We start from the raw sequence: 3,277 nt of genomic DNA, 5'->3' as shown, positions 1-3,277 counted from the left end.
GGCTTCGGCTGTTCGAGAGCAACACCACGAACAGGCTTCGGCTGTTCGCCAAGTTCACAGCTCAACCCGAACGGAGAACACCAGCTTCCTCACCGACCACTACGGCGAAGACACCTTTTCGGTCATCATCATCGACGAATGCCATCGCTCCGCCTGGGGCAAGTGGTCGCAGGTGCTCACGCGCAACCCCAACGCCATCCACATCGGCCTGACCGCCACGCCGCGCAAGCTCAAGCCGCCGAAAAGCGAGAAGAAAGCGAAGGCTGTTGCGGCCGCCATCGCCGCCGACGACGCCATCACCGCGCACAACGTCGAGTATTTCGGCGAACCCGTGTACGAATACACGCTGGCGCAGGCGCAGGAAGACGGCTACCTCGCCGCCTGCGAAATCCTCAAGCGCAAGGCCGACATCGACGCACGCGTGTTCACCCGCGACGAAATCCTCAAGGCCGGCGTCAAGGACATCAAGACCGGCAAGCCGCTCACCGAAGCGGACCTGACCAAGGCCGAATACACCGGCAAGGACTTCGACGACGAACTGTTCATCGACCTGCGCACGCCCGCGATGTGCGAAGACCTGTTCCAACTCCTGTGCGAAAACGGCGGGCCGGAACAGAAGGTCATCATCTTTTGCACCCGCGACCTGCACGCCGACCGCGTCGCCATGCAGATGAACAACCTCTACGCCGGGTGGTGCAAGAAAAACGGCAAACAGCGCAAGGACGACTACGCCTTCAAATGCACCGCCACCGGCGGCGCGGACAAGATCGAGATCATGCGCGGCTCCGGCGAGCGCGCCTTCATCGCCTGCACCGTAGACTTGCTCGAAGCCGGCGTCGACATCGAGCGCCTCAACGCCGTCGTCTTCTTCCGCTACCTGCAATCAGCGATCAAGTTCTACCAGATGGTCGGGCGCGGCACGCGCATCCACGAAGAAACGCAGAAATACAAGTTCTGGCTCTACGACTACACCGGCGTCACCGACCTGTTCGGCACCGAGTTCATTACCGACCCATCGCGCTCGGGCGGTGGTGGCGGAAAGGGGGGCGGCAGCGGCGGTGATGATGAGGGCGAGGGTGACGGGCCGTATGTCGCCGAAATCCGCGCCCCGTACGGCGTCATCATCAACGCGCAAGGCCGCTTCATCCTCGCCAGCCGCAACGGCGTCGCCACGCCGATCCCGGTGGACGAATACCGGCGCGAAGTCATGACCCGCGTGCTGAGTGAAGCGCACAACCTCGACGACTTCCGCGCCTTATGGATCGAGGCCAAAAAGCGCCGCCAGCTGATCGACCACCTGCTCGGCGACCATTACGTCCCAGACCTGGTGCGCAATGCCGAGCAGATGGACGACTTCGACCTGTTCGACGTGTTCGGCAAATATGGCTACCACGCCCGCGCGCTGAAACGGCCGCAGCGAGGAGCGGAATATGTGAACACCAACGCCGCGTGGTTCGCCGGCATGGACGCCAAATCGGCCATCGTCCTCAAGGGTTTCGGTACGCAGTTCGCGCAGGGCGGCACCGAGGCCTTGGAAACGTCCGCGCTGTGGGCCGTCCCGGAAATCGCACAGGCCGGCGGGCTGGACGCGCTGCGGGTGCTCGGCAAACCGGCGCAGGTGATGCAGGACGCAAAGATGAGGTTGTTTGGGATATGAGGTTCGTTCGTCTTGGAGATTGCACAACCAAAATCGGCAGTGGGCAGACGCCTTCGGGTGGCCATAGAGCGTATTCGACAAGCGGTATTCCATTGATCCGAAGCCAGAACGTCTTGATGGGTTGCTTCACTACAGACGGACTGGCTTTCATTTCCGCACAGATCGACGAACAAATGCGCGGCACAAGAGTTGTGAGAAATGACGTGCTGCTGAATATCACGGGTGCGTCCATTGGGCGCGTTTGCGTAGTGCCCGATGAAATCTGTCCGGCCAATGTTAATCAACACGTTTGTATCATTCGTTGCAGCGACGTTTTGCTTCCGGCATATCTTGCTTTAGTGCTTGCCAGCCCGGAATTCCAATCGCTGATCTGGCAAGACCAAGCCGGCGCAACGCGACAAGCGTTAACCAAGGACATGGTTGAGAGCTTCCAGATTCCGTGGAGGCCGATTGAAGAACAACGTCAAATCGCCGCCCGCCTGAAAGCCAAACTTGCCGAAGTGGAAACCGCGCGGCAGGCGGCGCAGGCGCAGTTGCGGGAAGTCTCCAGCCTTGCTGACGCCATCGTTCTGGATAGCGTGCGCAATCACTCTGTTACTGAACACTCACTCGGCGATGTTTTGGCCGAAGTAAAACGAGGCATCGGCGCACGCTGGAGCGATTACCCGGTACTAGGCGCAACGCGTGACGGTTTGGCCCCGGCGAAGGAAGCTCCCGGTAAGCATGCGATCAAATACAAGCCCGTATTGCCCGGCACGGTGTTCTACAACCCGATGCGTATTCTCATCGGTTCCATTGCCTTCGTGGATGATGGCGATACACCCGGCATTACCAGTCCCGACTATGTGGTGCTGCAAGGCAAGCCCGACTTGGTAGATTCGCGCTGGTTCTACTATTGGCTGCGCTCACCGCTTGGTGTTGCCTGCATCAACTCGTTGGCGCGCGGCGCAGTGCGCGAACGCATGTTGTTTAACCGTTTGGCCGAGGGTGAAATTGAATTGCCTGCCTACTCAGTTCAGCAGAGAGCGTCAACGGCGCTGCAAGAACTTGTGCCGCTGAAGCGGATCGTCGCCGCGCAACTCGCCGAGATCGAACGCCTGCCGCAGAAGCTGCTGGCGCAAGCCTTCACCCATCGAGGAGAAACAGAATGACCGGGAAGAAAATCAGCCAACAGCATCAGGCGACCGTCGATGGCATTCGCCACACGGACGAAGAGGGCAACGAATACTGGTTGGCTCGCGAACTGGCACCGCTGCTGGAATACGTGCAGTGGCGCAACTTCATGCTCGTGGTGGATAAGGCCAGGATGGCCTGCCAACAGGCCGGAAACCCCGTGGCCGACCATTTTGCTGATATCAGCAAAATGGTCGGGATCGGTTCGGGTGCAAGGCGTTCGGTCGATGAGGCGGGGCTATCCTGCCACGCTAGCCCCGTTCGCCCTGAGCTTGTCGAAGGGCCGTGTGTGGTTCGACAGGCTCACCACGAACGGAGGGGTGTGGTTCGACAGGCTCACCACGAACGGAGGGGTGTGGTTCGACAGGCTCACCACGAACGGAGGGGTGTGGTTCGACAGGCTCACCACGAACGGAGGGGTGTGGTTCGACAGGCTCACCACGAACG

2 protein-coding genes and 1 pseudogene are annotated in these 3,277 nt (G+C 60.4%); all 3 read left to right on the top strand.

Going from position 1 to position 3,277, the window contains the following annotated elements; all coding sequences use genetic code 11:
• Nucleotides 1-1,657: DEAD/DEAH box helicase family protein (locus tag KBA32_RS03790; RefSeq protein ID WP_294355523.1), on the top strand; the 1,657-nt coding region annotated here is incomplete at its 5' end.
• On the top strand, nt 1,654-2,808 hold the full coding sequence (locus KBA32_RS03785) for a restriction endonuclease subunit S (protein WP_294355521.1): 1,155 nt from the start codon (nt 1,654-1,656) through the stop codon (nt 2,806-2,808). The genes KBA32_RS03790 and KBA32_RS03785, both read left to right, overlap by 4 nt.
• Nucleotides 2,805-3,277 (top strand): annotated as a pseudogene (locus KBA32_RS03780) (hypothetical protein); the annotation flags it as partial. The gene KBA32_RS03785 and the pseudogene KBA32_RS03780, both read left to right, overlap by 4 nt.

This window comes from Propionivibrio sp. (assembly GCF_017995515.1).
Classification (GTDB): Bacteria; Pseudomonadota; Gammaproteobacteria; order Burkholderiales; family Rhodocyclaceae; genus Propionivibrio.
Note: the sequence above shows the minus strand (reverse complement) of the source record. Positions and strands in the feature narration are given on the sequence as shown.

What these genes read in the sequence shown, in the direction of transcription:
- KBA32_RS03785 (WP_294355521.1), top strand. Translation starts at nt 1,654, where the DNA reads ATGAGGTTCGTTCGTCTTGGAGATTGCACAACCAAAATCGGCAGTGGG.